The 19,897-nt window shown below is 34.9% G+C and carries 19 protein-coding genes; 5 read left to right on the top strand and 14 right to left on the bottom strand.

The window, feature by feature from the left end:
- Positions 1 to 33: 33 nt before the first annotated feature.
- The 4 genes from IJE13_RS04920 to IJE13_RS04905 all read right to left on the bottom strand — a co-directional run bounded on the left by IJE13_RS04920 (position 34) and on the right by IJE13_RS04905 (position 4,078).
- A complete protein-coding gene (locus IJE13_RS04920) occupies positions 34 to 1,371 on the bottom strand; it encodes an FAD-dependent oxidoreductase (RefSeq protein ID WP_292777753.1) in 1,338 nt (445 codons plus the stop codon).
- 346 nt (positions 1,372 to 1,717) lie between these two features.
- Positions 1,718 to 2,386 (bottom strand): ribose-5-phosphate isomerase RpiA, encoded by a 669-nt coding sequence (rpiA, locus tag IJE13_RS04915; RefSeq protein WP_292777752.1) that lies wholly within the window; start codon positions 2,384 to 2,386, stop codon positions 1,718 to 1,720.
- 73 nt (positions 2,387 to 2,459) lie between these two features.
- The gene (locus tag IJE13_RS04910) at positions 2,460 to 2,900 is read right to left on the bottom strand and encodes a UPF0179 family protein (RefSeq protein WP_292777750.1); all 441 of its coding nucleotides are present in this window, start codon (positions 2,898 to 2,900) and stop codon (positions 2,460 to 2,462) included.
- A gap of 134 nt (positions 2,901 to 3,034) precedes the next feature.
- Positions 3,035 to 4,078 (bottom strand): NAD(P)-dependent glycerol-1-phosphate dehydrogenase, encoded by a 1,044-nt coding sequence (locus IJE13_RS04905; RefSeq protein WP_292777748.1) that lies wholly within the window; start codon positions 4,076 to 4,078, stop codon positions 3,035 to 3,037.
- Between the two features lie 312 nt (positions 4,079 to 4,390).
- On the opposite strand from IJE13_RS04905, the gene proS reads away from it, so the two are divergent.
- The 3 genes from proS (at position 4,391) to thiD (ending at position 7,439) form a co-directional block, all read left to right on the top strand.
- Positions 4,391 to 5,797: a proline--tRNA ligase gene (proS, locus tag IJE13_RS04900; protein ID WP_292777746.1), complete on the top strand. Its 1,407-nt coding sequence runs from the start codon at positions 4,391 to 4,393 to the stop codon at positions 5,795 to 5,797.
- Positions 5,798 to 5,847: 50 nt separating this feature from the next.
- Complete coding sequence (gene cofC / locus IJE13_RS04895; RefSeq protein WP_292777744.1) at positions 5,848 to 6,561, top strand: 2-phospho-L-lactate guanylyltransferase; 714 nt, start codon at positions 5,848 to 5,850, stop codon at positions 6,559 to 6,561.
- Positions 6,562 to 6,647: 86 nt separating this feature from the next.
- Positions 6,648 to 7,439 (top strand): bifunctional hydroxymethylpyrimidine kinase/phosphomethylpyrimidine kinase, encoded by a 792-nt coding sequence (thiD, locus tag IJE13_RS04890; RefSeq protein ID WP_292777741.1) that lies wholly within the window; start codon positions 6,648 to 6,650, stop codon positions 7,437 to 7,439.
- A gap of 77 nt (positions 7,440 to 7,516) precedes the next feature.
- Here thiD and IJE13_RS04885 read toward each other — a convergent pair whose 3' ends face one another.
- From IJE13_RS04885 to IJE13_RS04870, 4 genes are all read right to left on the bottom strand, one after another.
- On the bottom strand, positions 7,517 to 8,269 hold the full coding sequence (locus IJE13_RS04885; protein WP_292777739.1) for an ABC transporter ATP-binding protein: 753 nt from the start codon (positions 8,267 to 8,269) through the stop codon (positions 7,517 to 7,519).
- 78 nt (positions 8,270 to 8,347) lie between these two features.
- A complete protein-coding gene (locus IJE13_RS04880; protein WP_292777737.1) occupies positions 8,348 to 9,091 on the bottom strand; it encodes an ABC transporter permease in 744 nt (247 codons plus the stop codon).
- A gap of 277 nt (positions 9,092 to 9,368) precedes the next feature.
- On the bottom strand, positions 9,369 to 10,316 hold the full coding sequence (locus IJE13_RS04875; protein WP_292777735.1) for an ABC transporter substrate-binding protein: 948 nt from the start codon (positions 10,314 to 10,316) through the stop codon (positions 9,369 to 9,371).
- A 622-nt stretch (positions 10,317 to 10,938) separates the two neighbouring features.
- A complete protein-coding gene (locus IJE13_RS04870; RefSeq protein WP_292777731.1) occupies positions 10,939 to 11,322 on the bottom strand; it encodes a transposase in 384 nt (127 codons plus the stop codon).
- A gap of 217 nt (positions 11,323 to 11,539) precedes the next feature.
- Between IJE13_RS04870 and IJE13_RS04865 the strand changes: the two genes are divergently transcribed.
- Together IJE13_RS04865 and IJE13_RS04860 are read left to right on the top strand one after the other, a co-directional pair.
- A complete protein-coding gene (locus tag IJE13_RS04865) occupies positions 11,540 to 12,724 on the top strand; it encodes a coenzyme F420-0:L-glutamate ligase (RefSeq protein ID WP_292777729.1) in 1,185 nt (394 codons plus the stop codon).
- A 128-nt stretch (positions 12,725 to 12,852) separates the two neighbouring features.
- A complete protein-coding gene (locus IJE13_RS04860; RefSeq protein ID WP_292777727.1) occupies positions 12,853 to 14,610 on the top strand; it encodes a class I SAM-dependent methyltransferase in 1,758 nt (585 codons plus the stop codon).
- Positions 14,611 to 14,667: 57 nt separating this feature from the next.
- On the opposite strand, the gene IJE13_RS04855 is transcribed toward IJE13_RS04860, so the two are convergent.
- The 6 genes from IJE13_RS04855 to IJE13_RS04830 form a co-directional block, all read right to left on the bottom strand.
- Positions 14,668 to 15,687: an adenylosuccinate synthetase gene (locus tag IJE13_RS04855; protein WP_292777725.1), complete on the bottom strand. Its 1,020-nt coding sequence runs from the start codon at positions 15,685 to 15,687 to the stop codon at positions 14,668 to 14,670.
- Positions 15,688 to 15,913: 226 nt separating this feature from the next.
- Positions 15,914 to 16,456 (bottom strand): hypothetical protein, encoded by a 543-nt coding sequence (locus IJE13_RS04850; RefSeq protein WP_292777723.1) that lies wholly within the window; start codon positions 16,454 to 16,456, stop codon positions 15,914 to 15,916.
- A gap of 58 nt (positions 16,457 to 16,514) precedes the next feature.
- A complete protein-coding gene (locus IJE13_RS04845) occupies positions 16,515 to 17,153 on the bottom strand; it encodes a hypothetical protein (protein WP_292777721.1) in 639 nt (212 codons plus the stop codon).
- Positions 17,154 to 17,184: 31 nt separating this feature from the next.
- Positions 17,185 to 17,805: a hypothetical protein gene (locus IJE13_RS04840; protein WP_292777718.1), complete on the bottom strand. Its 621-nt coding sequence runs from the start codon at positions 17,803 to 17,805 to the stop codon at positions 17,185 to 17,187.
- A gap of 99 nt (positions 17,806 to 17,904) precedes the next feature.
- Entirely contained in the window at positions 17,905 to 18,585 is a 681-nt protein-coding gene (locus tag IJE13_RS04835; RefSeq protein WP_292777716.1) for a DUF6882 domain-containing protein, read from the bottom strand.
- Between the two features lie 70 nt (positions 18,586 to 18,655).
- Positions 18,656 to 19,888, bottom strand: a complete 1,233-nt coding sequence (locus IJE13_RS04830) for an LL-diaminopimelate aminotransferase (RefSeq protein WP_292777793.1) — start codon at positions 19,886 to 19,888, stop codon at positions 18,656 to 18,658.
- Positions 19,889 to 19,897: the final 9 nt, after the last annotated feature.

Below are 19,897 nucleotides of genomic sequence, written 5' to 3'. Positions count from 1 at the left end.
TATAAAAAAATAAAAAATAAATAAAAAGTTTATCTAATTATTGAACTTCTTACTTACTTCCTCTACAGCAATTACCAATGGATCAGTTACCATAGATACAGGAGGAGCATATGCAAACTCCATATTGCTCAATTCAAAGCAGGTCAACTCTTCGGTAATGGCTAAAGTCATGGTGTCAATTCTTTCAGCCACCCTTTCCTCTGCAATGATCTGGCATCCGATAATGGTTCCATCCGCATCACAAATAACCTTAACATTCATTGGCTTGGCATTTGGATAGTATCTTGCCCTTGTCAAGGCTTCCACTTTCCCTACAACCGCTTTAATGCTGTTCTGCTGTGCAAAGCTGCGGGTCAACCCTACTGCACCGAACTCCAATTTACCTACCTTGGTAACCATGGAATTCAAGACCGGATTGAATCTTGAACGTCTTCCTGCAAGGGTTTGGGCCAAGGTTTTCGCTTGCCTTACAGCAGTGGTCCCTAACTGGGAAACGGTGTTTGACCTAAGTATTGCACTGTAGCACTCGACACAGTCACCTACAGCATAAACATCAGGTACTGAGGTAGCCATCCTATCATTTACAAGTACAGCCCATCTTCCACAGTCACAGCCAGCCATTTTAGCCAAGTCCAATTCAGCCCTTACACCGGTAGCCAATATGACCATATCCGCATCAACTTCAGTTCCATCATCAAATACAGCAGTCTTCACCCTTCCATCTTCACCTTTCAGTTCAGTGATAGGTTGGCCAAGAACTATGTCGATTCCTTCTTCCATCAAGTAGTCTGTAATGATTTTAGCCATATCTGGGTCAAGGGAACGTGGAACGATTTGAGGCAACATTTCACATAAGGTTACCTTAAGGCCCATCTTCTTGAATGCATAAGCGATTTCAATACCAATCAATCCTGCACCGGTTACTACTGCGCTTTTACAGTCTTCAGACCATTCCTTAACCCTCTTTCCGTCATCCAAGGTTCTGATCTTGAATACTCCATCCAAGTTCACACCTTTCATAGGCGGTACGAATGGGCTTCCTCCAGTAGCCAAAACCAATTTGTCATATTTCATGGTTTTTTCTGCACCATCTTGAACATATGTGATTTGCTTTTTAGAACTGTCAACTGCAGTAACTTCAGTTTCAAGCATCACATCAATGTTCTTTGCCTTATAATCATCAACTGTCCTCATCACAATATCATCAAATGAATGGATCCTATCTGACAATACGTAAGGAATGGCACAAGGGGAATATGAAACCTGATTATCCCTTGTCAATACCACAATTTCAACTTTTTCATCTAATTTTCTAAGGTTGGAAGCTGTTGATATTCCTCCAGCTCCACCACCAACGATAACGACTCTCATTTACTCAAATCCTAAATAAACATTTAATTCTTAATAGTTAGTTGAATTTTGAATTATAAACATTCTAATAAATTAATAAAGATAAAATTAATCAAATTTAAACAAAATGAATAATATTAAAAAATTATTGAATAAAAATTAATTTAAAAAAGAATTAATTCATATTAGAATCATTATAATCTATCTAGATTATATTATATAAACTTTCTTTATGAAGTAAAGTTTGATAAGAAATTCCTAATGAAAAATGAATGAAAAAATAATAAAAAAGATTGAAAGAATGAATAAAATAATAATAAAAATTGATTAAAAAAAGAATAAAAAAAGTAATGTGAAATGAATGAAATTATAAGTATTTCACACCATCTTTGGAACCGATAATTACCTTATCAACCATTTCAGTGAACAATCCGTTTTCCACAACTCCTGGAATGGTGTTCAGTTCCTTTTCCATAGGAATAGGGTTTTCAATCTTGCCGAATGCAACATCCAGAATGAAGTTTCCATTATCCGTTATGACAGGGCCGTCCTTAGCCTGACCCATTCTGACTTCCACTTTTCCTCCCATATCCTCCAAAGCCTTTGTAACAGGATTCAAGGAATCTGGTATGATTTCAATTGGAAGTGGGAAAGCGCCTAAAACATCCACAAGCTTGGATTCATCTGCAATGATTACCAATTCCTTTGCTGAATAGTCAACAATCTTTTCCAAGGTGTGTGCCGCTCCTCCACCTTTAATCAAGTTAAAGTCAAGGTCTATTTCATCAGCACCATCCACAGCAAGATCTATTTCATGCTCGCTAAGGTCTGTAAGCGGAATGTTCCACTTTCTAGCAAGGAGTCTTGATTGGAAAGAGGTTGGAATTCCCATGACTTCAATTCCTTCATCCCTAACTCTCATACCTACCTTTTCAATGAAGTAAAGTGTAGTGGACCCGGTTCCAAGTCCTAATACTTGACCGTCTTTTACCAAATCAGCTGCAGCATAACCGCAATCCTTTTTCATTTGACTCATATTAACACCAAATAATTATCATTAAGTTAAATAATAAAAATTAAAAGTTTAAATTGAATTTCCATCAAGCTTATTATTTATCTTGAATTTTTACAATGCATTTAACTAAAGCGTTCCCTTTTGGACAATCCTTGAATTTGCCTAAGTCCTTGACATACACTCCCTTCTCTTCTTTTGAGATTCCATCAGGGAAACACATATGCCTGTAATCACAGTCCTTATTGGAGCATCCTTGACGCTTGAAGTCAAAGCTTGAACCTTCAAATACTCCTTTTGAATCTGTTAAAATGGTGAATTCCGCATTTTCAACAGCCACTACCTGAACCTTATCGCTTTCATGGACAGGACATTTCTGTTCAACATCCCTGACTTCAGTTATTGTATATCTATGGCCTTTCTTTAGGGAATCCACACAAGAGGCCTTGAACCTACAGGACGAGCACTCCTCTGCGGCTTCATAAAATACAAAGCTCACTCCCTCTTTTGCCAATTCCTTACCAATCAATGTAATCATATAATCATTCCTTTATAATTTTTAAACCAAATTAACACACTAAAAATTTAAAAGGAAAATAAATGAATTTTTAAGAATAATCAAAATTTAACAACTAAATCTTAGCAATAATACTTCCCAAAAAACTTTCCAAGCTAAATGACTTCAGTCTTTTTAGCCAATTTAACAGCAGCTTCTCTTGTAAGGCCATTGTCTCCTAAAATTGTATATCTATCTGGCCTTATTGTATGTGCCATTGTCAATGCATCAATGATCTCATCATCATCAATTCCCAGTTCCGCTGCAGTTGTTGGAGCGCCGATAGTCTTTAGAATATTCTGGATGGATCTCCAGTTGCCGCCATGCAAATGCATCATCATGATTGTTCCCACACCACATTGCTCACCGTGCAATGCAGGCTTTTTAGCCACTCTATCCAATGCATGGCTGAACAGGTGTTCGGATCCGCTTGCAGGCCTTGATGAACCTGCAATGCTTATTGCCATACCACTGCTGAACAATGACTTCACTACAATTCTTGCACTTTCCTCAAGACCTTCCTTAATGCTGTCGGAAGACTTGATGATAAGCTTTGCAGTCATTTCAGACAATGCAGCTGCTGACTCACTATATGGCTCATTCCTTAATCTATAAGCCAATTTCCAATCCTTGATTGCAGTATAGTTTGAAACTATATCCGCACATCCGGAAGCGATTAATCTAAAAGGAGAAGTGTTGATGATGCCCGTATCTGCAACAACAGCCATTGGAGAATTTGCATTCTTTGATACGGAGCCTTTGTCATTCTTTATTGATGCCATAGGTGATGCGATACCATCGTGAGAGGCAGTTGTCGGAACGGAAATGAAGTAATTATGTGCATTTGTGGAAGCAAGCTTTGCAACATCAATGATCTTACCTCCTCCAACACCCAATACTACAGAAGCATTGGCTATTCTTTCCTGAACCAACTCAACAGACTCCATTGAAGCATCCTTGACTTTAACGACTTCAACTCCAAAGTCTGATCTTTCCAAAGCCTCAACTGTCTGCTTTCCAGCCACATCATATGTATGAAAACCAGAAACGACAAGAGCCTCATCAAATAAACGTAAATTCTTGCATATTTCCCCTATTTCATCAAGAACATTAGGCCCAATATGCACTTCTCTTGGCATTTGAATTGTTTTAGAATCCATATTATCTCCTTAAAAATTAATTTTCTTAATCTTTGAATCTATATTATTCTTAAAAATTTATAGCATGTTAATTAATATTAATTTAATATATGTTTTCTATAAATTAAATAAGTTTTGATTTATCTTTTTCAAATGAAATTAAGAATAAGAATTTCAAATCCTAAAACTAAGATTTTTAAACTATAAACTATATAATAAATTAAAAACATATTATAAATATTATTAAACTAATATGATAACTGATAAGATGGCTGAATCCATCATTAGTTATTTTAACTTAAACTTATATTTTTATTCAAATTAGGTGATAATGTGGAAAATTTTAGTGAATGGTTCCATGAGATTTTAGAAAAGGCGGAAATAACCGATTCAAGATATCCTATTAAGGGAATGGCTGTATGGCTTCCTTACGGATTTCAAATCAGAAGAGCAACCTTAAACATCTTTAGGGATTTGATGGATGAAGAGCATGATGAAACCTTATATCCATTGCTTATTCCAGAAGGAGAACTTGCAAAAGAAGGAATTCATGTAAAGGGATTTGAAGACGAGGTATACTGGGTAACCCATGGCGGTCAGACAGAATTGAATGAGAAATTGGCAATCAGACCTACAAGTGAAACCGCAATGTATCCTATGTTTTCATTATATGTGAGATCACATATTGACTTGCCGATAAAGCAATACCAAGTGGTGAACACCTTCAGATATGAGACAAAACATACAAGGCCACTCATAAGGGTAAGGGAAATCACAACCTTTGCTGAAGCACATACCGTGCATTCAAGCGCTGAGGAAGCTGAAGAGCAAGTTGAAACAGGAATCGAAATCTATAAGAAATTCTTCGATGGGCTTGGAATCGCTTACCTAATCAGCAAAAGGCCTGTTTGGGACAAGTTCCCTGGTGCAGAGTACACAATGGCCTTTGACACCATCATGCCTGATGGAAAGACATTGCAGATCGGTACCGTTCACAATTTAGGCCAGACCTTTGCAAAGACCTTTGAAATCACCTTTGAGAACAAGGAAGGAAATCATGAATATGCCTATCAGACATGCTATGGAATATCTGATAGGGTAATTGCTGCAGCCATTGCAGCCCATGGAGATGAAAAAGGTCTTCAATTGCCTCCGGAGATTTCCCCAAAACAGATTACAATCATTCCAATCATTTTCAAGGATGGTGGAGAGGAAGTGATGGCTAAATGTAATGAAATCAAGGAATCATTGGAAGCCAAAGGCATTAGAGTCCAAATGGATACAAGGGACATCAGACCTGGAAAGAAATTCTTTGATTGGGAATTGAAAGGAACTCCTCTCAGATTCGAATTAGGTCCAAGGGACTTGAACAACAATGTGGCAATCATCGGAAGAAGGGACACTGGCGAGAAGATTGAAATCAGCTTAGATGATGATGTTGCTGGAAAAGTGGAAGATCTTTTGATTGAAGTTGAAGAAAGCCTGAAATCCAATTCCTGGGCTAAACAGGAAGAGAAGATAGTCACTTTAGAAAGCCTTGAGAATGTATCCGAAATAGTTGATGAAGGAAAGGTCGTCAAGTTCTATTGGTGTGGAGATGAGGAATGCGGAAAATCCATTGAAGAGGAAACTGATGTGGACATTCTCGGAATTAACGAAGAGAACATTGAAACCGATAAGGTATGTCCACATTGCGGGAAGCCAGCAAAACATCTCGCTCTTATGGCAAAAACATACTAATGATAATTTAATTTAAAACAAAATTCACTAGAAAATCAAGAGGAATGGAAATGGAAAAGATTTATGCAATAATTCCTGTAAATCAATTTGCAAATGCTAAAACAAGATTATCTCCTTTCTTATCACCTGAGGAGAGAAAAAATCTTTTAAAGGCTATGCTCAAAGACATTGCAATCACATTAAAGCCTATTGTAGATAAGATTGTAATAATAAGCAAAGATCCGGAGGTTTTGGCCTTTGCAGAGGAATTGGAACTTACCACACTTGTTGAAGAGGACCATAAACCCTCTAAAACTTCAAAATCCGGTGATGAAATTCCGTTGAACAAAGCATTGAAACAGGCAATGAAATGGTCTAGAAAGAAAACCAGAAAAGTCATTATCTTGCCATCCGACATTCCATTGATTGGAAAAACCAATATCAAGCTTCTCATTGACCAGGCAAAGCATCTTGATTTCATAATCGTTCCGTCAAAAGGCGGTGGAACCAATACATTGATCATCAAACCATTGGCCATTGACATGAAATTCGGAGGATTCAGCTTCAAGAAGCATATTGAAGAGGCTGAAAGGAAAAAGCTGGCTCCTTTAGTTCACGACTCATTCTATATGGCACTTGATGTAAATACCACAGAAGACCTTGGAGAAATCATGCTTCATGGAAATGGAACAGAAACCAAAAAGTATCTTGAATCCCTTGGAATCAAGGTGGAATCCTGTCATGGCCATGAAAGACTTAAGGTCACTCGGGATACAGAGGAATAAAATAATTTCAATTAACTTTCTAAAAAAATAAGAAATAAAATAATTTTCAATTAACTTTTTTTTACAATGATAAAGCAAGGGATAATATGATAGGACTTACAATTGCAGGATTCGATCCATCAGGAGGAGCGGGAATAAGCACCGACATCAAAACCATGGCTGCACATGGCGTTCATGGATGTGCAGTAGTCACTGCGCTCACCGCACAGAATCCTAAAAAGGTCTTTTCTGTTGAACCTGTTACACTTCATAGTATCTCACAGCAGATAGATTCTATTTTTGATGAGTATGCTATCAAATACTCAAAGACAGGCTTATTATACTCAAAGGAAATCATCCAGCTTGTAAGTAAAAAGGTCGAAGAATATGATTTAAGCATAGTTGTTGATCCAGTGATGGTCGCAAGTGCAGGAGACGCACTGGGAAAGTCAGAAATAGCTGATGCATTGAAAGAACATCTTCTTGAAAAGACCGTCCTTGTAACTCCGAATGTTTCCGAAGCTGAAAAACTATCCAATATGAAAATAGAAAATGTTGATGATGCAAAGGAAGCAGCATATAAGATTGGGGAATACTGCAATGTGATGATTACCGGCGGACATCTTAATGGAACAAACATCATTTACAATAAGGAAAAGGATGAATTAAGCACACTGCATCAAGATCTAATCAAAACAGACAATCTGCATGGAACCGGATGCAGCCTATCAGCTGCAATCTGTGCAAATCTCATTTTATTGAATGAAAAGGATGAGAACAGCTCTGATGATGATAATCTAAAAACAGCTATTGAAAGATCCACAAAATTCATTTATGAATCTGTAAGGAATGGAAGATACGGAACATTAAATCCTAATTTCAATTCCAAATTACTATAAAAAAATAGAAACTCTTTTTAAAAAATAAAAAAATAGAAAATAAATTTAGACCAATTAGTCTAAACAGTGAAAAAAAATTAGGGCTCCCAAATTCCCAATAGCTTTTCAATTTCATCTTGGAAATCCAGGAATTCTCTTGATTCCCTTTGTCTAGGACGTTCAAGTGGAACTTCCACCACATCTTTTATTCTACCTGGCCTTTTATCCATAATCACAATCTTGTCTGCCAAATAGACCGCTTCATCAACATCGTGGGTAACAAAAAGAATTGTAGTCTCAAATCTTTTCCATACTCCAATCAATTGTTCCTGTAATGTATGCCTATTCAACATGTCAACTGCAGAGAATGGCTCATCCATAAGCAATACCGGAGTGTGATTCAATAAGGAACGGATAATTGCCACCCTTTGCTTCATACCACCGGAAAGCTCATGAGGATAACTGTATTTGAAATCCGCCAATCCCACTCTATCCAAGTATCTTTCAGCAGCCTGAAGATTTTCTTCCTTGCTGTTTTCACCTGCCAAATTCAATCCGAACATAACATTATCCAAAACATTCAGCCAAGGGAATAATGAGTATTGCTGAAAAATGAAGCCCCTATCTTTTGAAGGTCCTTCGACAAGTTCCCCTCTATCGTAAATTTCACCCTCATCAGGTGTTTCCAAACCTGCAACCATTCTCAAAAGGGTTGTTTTTCCACAACCTGAAGGCCCTAAAAGACAGATTAGCTCTCCATCATCAACATGTAAATTTATATCTTTCAATGCCATGAAATCTTTATCTTTTGTAACAAATGATTTAGAAACATTTTTTATATCAATTGCCAATATAAACACCTTTTAATAATATTTAAACCTGGTAATTACCAGAATATTTTTTTTATGCCTTATAGATTCATAATCGAATTACCAGAATATTTTCTCTTGTGCCTTTCTAAATCCATAATCAAATAAAATACCGATTATACCAATTACTATCATACCAACCACTACAGTTCCTGGCTGGAACAATTGACTTGCAGTCAGGATCATATAACCTAAACCTCTGCTTGAAGCAATCATCTCAGCAGAGACTGTACACATCAATGCAATACTTACACCTACCTTAAGTCCTGAGACGATATAAGGCAATGTGGAAGGAAGTACAATCTTAGTTAGGATATCCCAATTGTTAGCACCTAAGGTTTGGGCAGCTTCAATCAAAACCTTGTCTGTTCTCTTTACACCGTCAATGGTATAGACAAGCACGGAGAATACACAACCGATAAATATTACAAATACTGCTGAGGACAATCCTATACCAAACCAAAGAATGGAAAATGGGATCCATGAAATTGGAGGGATAGGCCTTAGGATACTGATGATCAAGGAACTTAATCTATCTAAAGTCTCATACCATCCAAGAATTATTCCTAAAGGAATTGCAACCACTGATGCAAGGATAATGCCTGAAAATACCTTTACAAGAGTACTTGAGGTATGCATAAACAATTTTCCACTGCTTATCAGATTCCATCCTGCAGTAAACACATTCAATGGACTTGGCAGGATGTAATAGGGAATCAGATGCAATCCATCAGTAAGAAGATACCAGATTATAAGAAGTATTGCCGGTAAAATAAATGGTAAAAATTCTTTCTTAATATCCACATAAATCACTATCTATAAAATTTTTATTATATTCATTTATATATTAATAATTATTACTCTATAATATATATAATTTAGCATTTAAAAAAATTCAATTATAAATGAAAAAAATGAAAAGAATGAAATATAACAGATTTTAACCTATTTAAAGTTTTAAGAAATCTTTTAAGAAAATTGAAAATGATTAAAAATCTTAAAAAAAAGTTAAAAAAAATAAGAAAATAAGAATTACTCAAAAGAGCAAAACTTATCATCAAATCTAAAATAAATTATAGATTTATATGTCTGCGAAGATTTGGTCTTGAGTTAAAGGTTTTTCTAAAAGACCTAATTGTACTTCAAGGTTCATGAATGCCATTACATTTTGTTTGTAAGAGCTGTCTAAACCGGAAATGAAGGTAGTGTCTTTTATTACACTTGCTTGCAATTCTTGATCAGGCACAATATCTTCAGGTAAGCATTTGGCTGCTTCTGCAGGGTTTGCATTGGTGAATTCAGTAGCATCTTCATGAGCTTTCAAGACTTTCTTCAATTCATCAGGATGATTGTTGATGAAGTCTTCTCTTGCTACAACACAGCAGCATGGGTGGCCAGGAATGATTTCTCCACTGGTTTCCACTAATTTGCCGTCACCGTTCTTAACTGCAATGGAAGCATATGGCTCCCAAATGATCATGGCGTCAACTTGACCTGCTTTTAAAGCATCAGTCATTTGAGCAGCTTTCATGGTAGTGAATTCAACATCTTTGGTTGATACACCTGCTTGGGTGAGTGCAGAGGTCAAAAGCATGTTTTGAATGGTTGCTTCACCAGGGGTTGCAACGGTTTTGCCTTTTAAGTCTGCAACGGTGTTGATTCCACTGTTTTCACCAGCAACGATTGAACTTCCTTCAATTTGAGCACCAGATACAACTTTCACTGGAACCCCTTGGGAAATGGAAGACATTACAGGGGTAATACCTGCATAACCAATATCGATATCTCCACTTGCCATAGCAGTCATTAAGTCTCCACCGTTGTTAAATTGAGTGAGTTCAACAGTAAGACCTTGATCTTCAAACATTTTCTTTTCCTGTGCAACGAAAAGTGCGGTGTCGTGATCTGAAGGCAAGTGACCGATTCTTACCACATTGTCACTGGAGCCGCCACTGGTTGCAAAGTAAGCACCTACAGCTACAAGAGCTATAATAATAACAGCAATAATTGCGAGAATTTTTTTATCCATAAAATCACTTTAATTTTTAAAATTAAACAAAACACTTTCACATAACTAATTTAAAATCCATATGAAATTTTAAAGTTACATAAAAATTTTAAAATAATAAGTTGTTTTTTTATAAACTATTTTTTAATAATTTAGAAAAAACTAATAAATTAAAATAAAGGTTTAATTTGAAATTAAAAAAGTATTTATCAATTAGTTTTTATGGATTAATAAAATATAATTTAAAAACTTATTACTTATATTAAAATTGGAAAACAAAGTATATAATGTTTTTCATTAAATAAAGGAATGATAGATTAATAGTGCAAAAAATAGCTTTAATTTTAGAAAATTTACATTAAATAAACTATTTTAAAAGAGTTACATAGTGTAAATACAACTAAAATTCATTTATTTCAAATATTATTCAAATTTAATCTGAATAAAAGTAATTGGGATAGATTATTTAGGTTAATGAAGAAAAAATTAACAATTGTTATATACTAATATGCTAACATGGATGTACCATCAAAGTTACAAAAACGAGAAAATATGCACCGATAAACTAACATTTGAAAAAAAATGTCATATCAGAAATAGGCAAATCAGTGAAATATTGAAGCAGGAAATAAAAAAGTAAAAATCATTCTTCAATGTCAAAATATTCCGGATTGTCCAATAGCTTTTCCCGGAACAATTTGGATATTCTTGAAATGCATTGCCTGCTGTAATCCAGCTCTTCAGACAATTGAGTAGTTGTTTTATTATCCAAATTAAACAGTATATACAACATCACATTGAGAGGTATCTTGCTTTTATGGAAGATTGTACCTGAAAAGTCATTGAAATTGGCACCGCAATCCTTGCATACATATCTGCGGGTTCTGCCTTGGTTTCCCCTATTGTTGACATTATATGATTTGCATTTAGGACAATAGACTCCATTAACCCAACGGACACTCCTAAAGAATGCCATAGCTACCTGATCATCAGGAATTTCCACATTCGGATTAATAATATCTTTCATAATAGATTGTATTATTATTAAAATATATATAATTTTGGAAAAAGTAATACTTTTTAAAAAAGAGCTTAAAAATAGATGATATTTCTCCACATTCATTAAGAATAATTCTATGAAAATCAAAAAATCTTAACATATATATAATTAAACGAATATAAAATTAATAGGTTGTTGGAATTTTGACCCAACAAATATTTATGTTTATTTAGGAGTAATCAAAATGAGATGTGTTGGTACTGTAGTACGTGGAATAAGAACACCTATTATTAAAGAAAATGACGATTTGGCTACCATAGTTGTTGATTCATTGATGGCAGCAAAGGAAAGCGAAGGATTTGAATTCAGAGACAAGGACATTGTAGCAATCACCGAAGCGGTCGTAGGTATTTCAGAAGGAAACTATGTGACTGTGGATGATGTTGCACAAGACGTCCAAAACAAGTTCCCATCCAAGAACATTGGAGTGACAAATCCTATCTTAAGCAGAAACAGATTCTCCATCATCTTAAAGGGTATTGCAAGAGGAATGGACAAGATCACCCTTTTAACCTCTTTCCCTGCAGATGAAGTTGGAAACGGTATTTTAGACGAAGAGATCCTAGAGGCAAGCGAATTTAATTTAGGAAGCGTCATCTCTGAAGATGAATACAAGGAAACCTTCGGTTCATGGAAACACCCATTCACCGGAATCAACATGATTGACTTCTACAGGGAATTGATTGAAAGCGAAGACTGTGAAGTCGAATTCGTCTTTTCCAACGATGTGAAAACAATTCTTGACTACAATACTGATGTATTGACCTGCGATATCCACACAAGAGAAAAAACCACCAAATTCCTTAAGGCTGAAGGAGCCAATGTATTCGGATTGCATGAAATCCTAACCGAACCTATTGGCGATTCAGGCTGCAATCCTGATTACGGATTGCTTGGTTCCAACAAGGCAACTGAGGAAAAATTGAAACTGTTCCCAAAAACCGGAGATGCTGTTGTTCATGAAGTTCAAAAAAGATTGATTGAACTTACAGGGAAACAAATAGAAGTGATGGTTTACGGTGACGGAGCATTCAAGGACCCTGTCGGAAAGATTTGGGAATTGGCAGACCCTGTAGTTTCCCCGGCACATACTGAAGGATTGGTAGGATATCCAAATGAAATCAAATTGAAATATGTTTCCGATAATAAATTCGCTGATTTGAAAGGTCATGAATTAAAAGAAGCCATTAAAGAGGAAATCAGACAAAAGGACGCTGACTTGACCGGACAAATGATTACCGAAGGAACAACTCCTAGAGTATTGACTGACCTGATTGGCTCATTATGTGACTTGACCAGCGGTTCTGGAGACAAGGGAACTCCAGTCGTATTCATCCAAGGATACTTCGATAATTTGGCAAATGACTAAATATCGAATCCTTTCTCTTTTTTTATTTTTTTAAATATTTATTTATTCTTTTTTTAAAACTAAATTAATTTTTTATTAAATGCTAAAATTAGAAAAAAAGTTTTTTAGATTATGATATGGGTTTAAACATGAATTATCAAAGACTATATGAAGATGCAGATTTGGAAAATGAGATATATGATATCATTTGCGATGGCGAAGATATCTTTGATGTGTTGAAAAGGAACAATCATTACGAGTATCATTATTTCCTTTCCCCATTAAGGCAAAATCTATTTCATTGGTATCCATTTAAAAAAGAGGGAAGCCTGCTTGAAATAGGGGCAGGCTATGGTCAATTGACATCATTGTTCACAGAAAAGCTCGGCCGTGTTGTTGCAGTTGAAGAGAGTGAATCAAAATGCAAGATCATTTCAAAAAGGGCAGAAGATGCTGAGGTTATAGTTTCCGATTTCAATGATATTGAACTTGATGAAAAATTTGATTACATTGTCTTATGCAATGTTTTTGAATATGCAAAATCCTTTGTACAATCTGAAAATCCTTATGTTGACTATTTAGATTATCTTAAAAAGTTTTTAAAGGATGATGGAGTCATACTGCTTGCTTTAAGCAATCGCTTAGGCTTGAAATACTTTGCAGGATATAAGGAAGAGCATACAAATCAGTATTTCAATGGAATCAATGGATATTCTGATATAGATTTTGTTCAGACATTTGCAAAAACCGAGATTTGCAATATTATTGATGCTTCAGGTTTCTCCAATTATAAGTTTTTTTACCCATATCCAAATCATGAATTTCCTCAAGTTATCAACACCGACAGATTTATAAATGAAATTCCATATACCGGAGTTAACGATTATTCCAGTGAAAGAACCCTCATTTTTGATGAAGTGAAATTAAATCTATCATTATCTCAAGAAAATTTATCCCAATATTTCGCTAATTCATTTCTAATTGAAATCCGATCTTCTGATATGACCTATCCAACTGACAAAATTGATTATGTCAAACTAGGCACAGATAGGAAAGAGGAATTTAACATATATACAACTATTTGGTCTGATGGCAAGGTTTCCAAAACCCCTATTTCAACAAAATCAAATGACCACATTAAGAAAATGTTTGAGGGAAGCACATATGTTATAGGTAAAATTAAATGCTTGAACGCTGAAATGAATGATAATGCCCTTTATTATGATTTTTTAAAGCAAAAATCCTGCGAATATCTGCTTCTTGATGCTATTGCAGATGATGATAAGGACAAATTTTTTAAATTGATTGAGGATTATTATGATGCATTGTTCTACAATTCATTTGAATCCAATGCATATTGTACGGAAGAATTTTTAAAGATTTTTAAAGTGAAATCAGACATTAAATTCCATTGCCACAAAAAATCTTATCTGGATTCAATTTTCGCCAATATGTTTTTAATTGATGGTGAATTTACTCTAATCGACTATGAATGGATTTTTGATTTCCCAATACCTTTAGAATATATATTTTATAGGTCATTTAATTATCATTTCTATAGCAACAGCCTGATAAGGGAATTCACAAATTTTGAAGAAATATTTGAACATTTCAATTTAGATATTGGAAATCTGAAATTATTCATGACATGGGAATGTAATTTTTTAAGATATATAATCAAACGCCCAAACCGTCCGCCTTACACAAAATCTAAAATCAAATCTATAGAGAATATTGAAAAAAATGACAAATTGCAAAAAGAGATTGATTTAAAGAATGCGGAAATTAAAAAGAAAGAGAAAGAGATTAAGAAAAAGGATAAAGAAATAAAAAGTTTTTTAAATTCCAATTCTTGGAAAATGACAAAACCAATAAGAAAAGTAAAATCAATCTTAAAAAAGAATTAGTTAATTTAAAAAAAGAAAAATTATAAAAAGACTAAAAAAAGAAAAATTGGAAAAGAATTATAACAATTCTTTTCTTAAGTCAATAGTGTCCTTTAAGTCTGGTCCAGTAGATATGATGGTTACTGGCACACCGGTTTCCTGTTCTATTTCTGAAATGAAGGCTTTGGTTTCAGCTGACAATTGACCATAATCTTGAACACGTGCACAGTCAAAAAGCTTATCCACACAAGTTAAAGCTATTTGAGTGGCACCATTGATTCTGCATGATTCCTTAGCAAGTTCCATATCAAAGTAGCCAATTCTTCTACGTCTTCCGGTTACAACACCATATTCCTCAAGACCTTTGCTTTCAGCTTCCTCTTGAGTCATTTCTGTTGGGAAAGGACCTTCTCCAACACGGGAGATATAGGATTTGAATACATTGATCACTTCATCCACTTTAGTTGGTCCCACACCGACATCAGCGGCAAATGTTGAAGCTGTAGTGTCCTTACTTGTTACAAAGGGATATGACCCATAATAAAGTGAAAGGGCGAATCCTTGAGAACCTTCTATGAATACATCATCTCCATTTTCAATTGCATCATTGCAAGCAATGGATACGTCAGCAATATAATCTTCAAGTTCAGGAATGTCCTTTGCAAGAGAGATATTTCTCATTACACGGTCTGAATTGGCAGGACCGCAACCGGAACCTGTACTTCCAATTTTTTTAGCTAAGTGTTCGGAACTTTTATCTCTTGATATGTGATCATCATTAATAATTGCACATCTTGGATCAACAGACATTCTTTCCTTTACATCATATTTCTTCAAGTCTTCAAATTCCTTGAATAATACATCAGGATTGACTAAAACACCTGCACCAATCATGAGTTTGGCATCCTTATGCACAAAACCAGATGGAGTTAATCTTAAACCGTATTTCTCTCCATTGAATTCTACTGAATGCCCTGCATTTGGTCCGACACCTGCACGGGCAATGATGCTTGGCTTATCCTTGTCACAAAGGTAAGTGATGCATTTTCCTTTACCTTCATCTCCCCAAGCTCCTCCGACTAATATACTACAAGTCATATAAATCTCCTTTTAAAAAATTATTTTGTGTAGCTTTTAAGTATAGTTTTAAATAAAAATGATTTTTAGAAAATAGCTTAATCAACATTAAACCATTTTTTAACATAGTTATAAACCATATATATTTTATTCTTTAACATTTATAAATATTTTCTATATGAATTAACCCAGAAAAGTTTTGAAGAATAAGGAATCAAATAAAAGAAGAATTAAGAAGATTGATTTTCTAAGCCTCTTCCAATATCTCCAAAAGCTTTTGCAAATACAGGTATCTTTCATATTTCCATTGTTCATTGTTTCCCAAAAAGGCATCTAAAACATGGGAGTTCATTTGACGTAAAATAGACAATTGAATGATATTCTTAACATCCCCGTCTATTTTTCCTTGAATGATCAACTGTCCGAAGCCAGTGCTGATTATTGTATAGTCCAAAGTCATCAGCTCTTCATAGAAATCCATATCTTGAATTATCCTTAAGATTCTTTCGCTTTCAATTATATCATCATTGAAATCCTCCAATTCCAAGTCCCAAGATTCCAGAATCCACATGAAACATTCAATTATTGGAGTGTTTGGAAAATCAATTAGCCAGTTGGCCAATTCACAAAAGGCAACATATGCCTCTTCACATCCAAAGGGAGCCAACTCATCTGAAGTGTCCCAAAAGAACTTATAATCTGCTATCTCCAAAGCCCTTTTATTAGGCACTTCCCCAAAGAAATAGCTGTTTTCCTTCAAATAATCGTATCCCTTTTCCAATTGCTCCATAAATACACCTTTCAAATATAATACTTTAATGAAAATAGTCTTTTATAAATCTAATTGTTTATTTTAAAGGAAATTCCTCACAAAGCACGTCCTTTTCATATTCCTTATCGGTCCCTTTTTTATTCCAATAATCCAAATAATACATCATCCAATTATTTGAGACCCTTTTTATCTCATCATCATCTAGTGCCTCAAAATCATTAAAGCAATTAATGTAATCCCCACCAACTGCAATGACCATATCTTCACATTCAAATGACAGTAAAAAGTCATAATTCCCATTCTCATTTCTTTTATCAACCAAAACCTTTTTCAAATCATATTTTTTAATGATTTCATTTAGATAATCATAGTCTTGGAATTTGAATTTCACGACCTTTTTTGAGAATTCCTCATAGAAATATGGATATTTTTCTGTGACATATTCATTTGAGCTTAATAATTGATCCAGATAATCATCTTTGAATCTTAAAAAACCCAAATCATCCTTTTTATTGAAAAACAAAGCCAGATATATGTTTTGACCAAAGCGAATGGCCAATTCCCCTCTATATGAATTGTCAAAAATGGTTTGGGAGGACAATTTAAGATTTTCAAATTCCAGGTATAAGGAATTGGAATTGCCATCAATCTCCAGCCAAACCCATTTTCCTTGTGATATGGCCTCTTCAATGATTTCTTTTGATCTGTTATTCATATAATCACTAAGTAGTATAAAACAAAAAAAATTATTTATCCTTATTCAATTCAATAAAATCTTCAAGTGCTCCGTCCATGGAATACTCCTTTCCATCAAACCGTTTTTTCCAATTGAAGTCCCTGATTTCAATTATTTCCTCTACAGACTCATTCCAATTGATATCGAAGCCATAGCCTTTGAGAACACCTACAACCTTTTTAGCTATTTCAAGGCCTTTTTCCTCATCATATTCAAAATCGCCAAATGCAATGTTCAATGCATTGCCTTCAATGACATTTTCAATGTCTTCAAAGGTATAGAAACAGAATCCAATTGGGGAATACTTATTGTTTCTTAAATGAACAAACAATTCAAATGAATCCTGAATTCCCTCTTCAATGTCATAGCCTGCATTATGAATGGAAATGATTTTTTCCCTTGTCAAGTCAAAGAATGCATTCTTCAATTTGGTGAAGTCTTCTGAATCCTTTTCAATTCCACCTATCTCCTCTTTGTTGTCTAAAAAGAGTTTTGAAATGGAATCTTCAGAAATATTCTCTTCTATGAATTCATCATCAATAATCTCTAATATCTCGTCATCACTATAAAAGCCGGATTTGATCAATAATTGAATTTCATAATTAATTTCATCAATTAAGTCTTGATTCATAAGAACACCTGTATAGTTGAAATATTGAATAGAAGAATATTTTCAATAAAAAAAAAAAAAAAAAAGTTAAAATAATTTAAAAGAATAAAAAATAAGGCATTAGACCTTAAATACCTTAATGGTTTGAATGTTTTTTCTTTCAGTCAAGCTAACGACTATCCTATCATCACCGGCTTTAATAACTGAAAAATCATCTCTTTCCTTGTATTCATAACCTTTTAAGAGGGCATATGATCTTAAAGCCTTTATGTGATTCACTTCGAATCTGCGATGGAAATCATTAATGGTAACTGCAAACACATCAATGTCATCGCTTATAGGAATTTCATCGGACTTGATGGTGACAAAGAAAACAAAAGTTCCATAATTCACTGCACAGTATGCATCATTGCCAAAGAGGGAGGATATGGTCATGTTCAATATATGGGCTTCAGTCAGGCTTGCAGTGAATACGTTTTCATAGAATTGGGGAACATTCTGCTTTTCGCCGAATTCCTTAACTGCCTTTGCCTCTTCAATCAATTCTTCCGGAAAACCAATTTCCTCATTGTCCCATGCCCAGAACCAAGCGTCCTCATCAGGATCCAGAAATCCAATAAGCTGAATAGGGAATTCCTTCTCATCGAATTTGACAATTCCCTTTTCAATATCTAATTCAGGCTCAGCATCTCCGACAAGAGAGGATAAAGTTTCCTGCTTTTCCAATGCTAACGCACCATATTTGGAGAATAAATCCTGTAAATCATCATTTTCTTCAATCAATAAAGAATTAACTTCCATTTTTTCACCATAAAAAAATAATTTATAAAATAAATTGATAGATAGAAATCTAAATTATTAAAGGTTTAATCTAGAAAGATAATTTAGAAATTCTGCTCATAGCCTCTTTAGTGTTTTCCAAGGTATTGAATGCAGTTAATCTCAAGTAGCCTTCTCCGCTTGGACCGAATCCGGAACCAGGAGTACCTACAATATTGGCTTCCTCCAACAATAAGTCAAAGAAGTCCCATGATTCCATATCGTTAGGAGTCTTTACCCAGATATAAGGGGAGTTAACTCCACCGTAAACATTCAATCCGATTTCAGATAGGCTTTCACGAATGATTCTGGCATTTTCCAAGTAATATTCAATGTTTTCCATGATTTCCTTTTGACCTTGTTCTGTGTAAACCGCTTCTGCAGCCTTTTGAACAGGATAGGAAACACCATTGAATTTAGTGGTTTGCCTTCTGTTCCATAATGGATTGACAGCCTGTTCATTGCCTTCGCTGTCCTTAATTTTAATCTCTTTAGGAACGACAGTGTAAGCACAGCGTGTACCTGTAAATCCTGCTGTTTTTGAAAAGCTTCTGAATTCGATAGCCACTTCCTTAGCGCCATCGATTTCATATATGGTATGAGGTACATTGTCTTCTGTAATGAAAACTTCATAAGCGGCATCGAATAGGATGAGAGCATCATTTTCCTTTGCGTATTCCACAAACTTGGCCAATTCATCCTTGGTCAAAGTGGTTCCGGTCGGATTGTTTGGGAAACAGAGATAGATTATGTCAACTGGTTCGCTTGGAAGTGCAGGAACAAAGTTGTTTTCTTCTGTGCATGGAAGATATACGATGTTTTCATACATTCCATCATCCTTGATGTTTCCGGATCTGCCTGCCATGACATTGGTGTCCACATATACAGGATAAACAGGGTCGGTCACTGCAATCACATTATCCAATGCAAAGATTTCCTGAATGTTACCTGTGTCACATTTCGCACCATCGGAAATGAACACTTCATCAAGGTCCAAATCGACTCCCCATCTGTTGAAATCATTCTTGATGATGGCTTCAGCTAAAAAGTCATATCCTTGTTCAGGGCCGTATCCCATAAAGGAATCGGCATCTGCCATTTCATCAACAGCATCTTTGAAAGCTTTGATTACGGTAGGAGTCAAAGGTTTTGTCACATCTCCAATACCCATCTTAATGACATTCTTATCAGGATTTTCTGCCATATATTTTTCTGCACGTCTATTTACTTCAACAAAAAGATAACTGTTTTGCAATAAGAGATAGTTTTCATTAATCTTAACCATACGTATACC

The sequence above is a fragment of the Methanobrevibacter sp. genome (assembly GCF_017410345.1).
In the GTDB taxonomy this organism is placed as follows: Archaea; Methanobacteriota; Methanobacteria; order Methanobacteriales; family Methanobacteriaceae; genus Methanobrevibacter.
The sequence above is the reverse complement of the archived record's forward strand: the minus strand, read 5'-3'. Positions and strand labels throughout refer to the sequence as shown.

What these genes read in the sequence shown, in the direction of transcription:
- IJE13_RS04920 (WP_292777753.1), bottom strand. Translation starts at nt 1,371, where the DNA reads ATGAGAGTCGTTATCGTTGGTGGTGGAGCTGGAGGAATATCAACAGCT.
- rpiA (WP_292777752.1), bottom strand. Translation starts at nt 2,386, where the DNA reads ATGAGTCAAATGAAAAAGGATTGCGGTTATGCTGCAGCTGATTTGGTA.
- IJE13_RS04910 (WP_292777750.1), bottom strand. Translation starts at nt 2,900, where the DNA reads ATGATTACATTGATTGGTAAGGAATTGGCAAAAGAGGGAGTGAGCTTT.
- IJE13_RS04905 (WP_292777748.1), bottom strand. Translation starts at nt 4,078, where the DNA reads ATGGATTCTAAAACAATTCAAATGCCAAGAGAAGTGCATATTGGGCCT.
- cofC (WP_292777744.1), top strand. Translation starts at nt 5,848, where the DNA reads ATGGAAAAGATTTATGCAATAATTCCTGTAAATCAATTTGCAAATGCT.
- thiD (WP_292777741.1), top strand. Translation starts at nt 6,648, where the DNA reads ATGATAGGACTTACAATTGCAGGATTCGATCCATCAGGAGGAGCGGGA.
- IJE13_RS04875 (WP_292777735.1), bottom strand. Translation starts at nt 10,316, where the DNA reads ATGGATAAAAAAATTCTCGCAATTATTGCTGTTATTATTATAGCTCTT.
- IJE13_RS04870 (WP_292777731.1), bottom strand. Translation starts at nt 11,322, where the DNA reads ATGAAAGATATTATTAATCCGAATGTGGAAATTCCTGATGATCAGGTA.
- IJE13_RS04865 (WP_292777729.1), top strand. Translation starts at nt 11,540, where the DNA reads ATGAGATGTGTTGGTACTGTAGTACGTGGAATAAGAACACCTATTATT.
- IJE13_RS04860 (WP_292777727.1), top strand. Translation starts at nt 12,853, where the DNA reads ATGAATTATCAAAGACTATATGAAGATGCAGATTTGGAAAATGAGATA.
- IJE13_RS04855 (WP_292777725.1), bottom strand. Translation starts at nt 15,687, where the DNA reads ATGACTTGTAGTATATTAGTCGGAGGAGCTTGGGGAGATGAAGGTAAA.
- IJE13_RS04850 (WP_292777723.1), bottom strand. Translation starts at nt 16,456, where the DNA reads ATGGAGCAATTGGAAAAGGGATACGATTATTTGAAGGAAAACAGCTAT.
- IJE13_RS04845 (WP_292777721.1), bottom strand. Translation starts at nt 17,153, where the DNA reads ATGAATAACAGATCAAAAGAAATCATTGAAGAGGCCATATCACAAGGA.
- IJE13_RS04840 (WP_292777718.1), bottom strand. Translation starts at nt 17,805, where the DNA reads ATGAATCAAGACTTAATTGATGAAATTAATTATGAAATTCAATTATTG.
- IJE13_RS04835 (WP_292777716.1), bottom strand. Translation starts at nt 18,585, where the DNA reads ATGGAAGTTAATTCTTTATTGATTGAAGAAAATGATGATTTACAGGAT.
- IJE13_RS04830 (WP_292777793.1), bottom strand. Translation starts at nt 19,888, where the DNA reads ATGGTTAAGATTAATGAAAACTATCTCTTATTGCAAAACAGTTATCTT.